Source organism: Sabulibacter ruber (assembly GCF_017355955.1).
In the GTDB taxonomy this organism is placed as follows: Bacteria; Bacteroidota; Bacteroidia; order Cytophagales; family Hymenobacteraceae; genus Nibribacter; species Nibribacter ruber_A.
Window position 1 is genome coordinate 1 of sequence record NZ_JAFFID010000021.1, and the last position, 527, is coordinate 527.

Consider the following 527-nt stretch of genomic DNA (forward strand, 5'->3'; position numbering starts at 1 on the left):
AAAGCTCTTGCGCCGAAGGGGCCAGGGCACATATAAACCCCTCCACCGACGCAGGCGCCGCTGACGAAGCGGAGCCGGTCGGAAAAGTCAAGTGCAAATGCGGCGCCGAGCGCCGCGGGATCTTTTAAAAGTGAAGACCGTGTTGTGAGAAGGGATGCGCAGGCGGCGGCTTTGTTGGCCGTTGACGCGGGTCCGGTTCCCGAGTGGGGATTGGGCCAGCGGTTGCCGTGACGCATCTCGGCTAGGTTTTTAGAGACGATGCAGTTTCTGACGCTTAGGTGAGGTCGCTTCGGTGACCCGTTCAGTTGGGCTTCGGCTTAGGCCGGGGTTCAGATTGAACCTGAGAGTTTGATCCTGGCTCAGAACGAACGCTGGCGGCATGCCTAACACATGCAAGTCGAACGCACCTTTCGGGGTGAGTGGCGCACGGGTGAGTAACACGTGGGAACCTGCCTTCTGGTTCGGGACAACGTCTGGAAACGGACGCTAATACCGGATGAGCCCTACGGGGGAAAGATTCATCGCCA

The 527-nt window shown here is 59.4% G+C and carries 1 rRNA gene; it reads left to right on the plus strand.

Going from position 1 to position 527, the window contains the following annotated elements:
* Positions 1-336 precede the first annotated feature (336 nt).
* Positions 337-527: ribosomal RNA gene (locus JT719_RS24270) — 16S ribosomal RNA — on the plus strand; the annotation flags it as partial.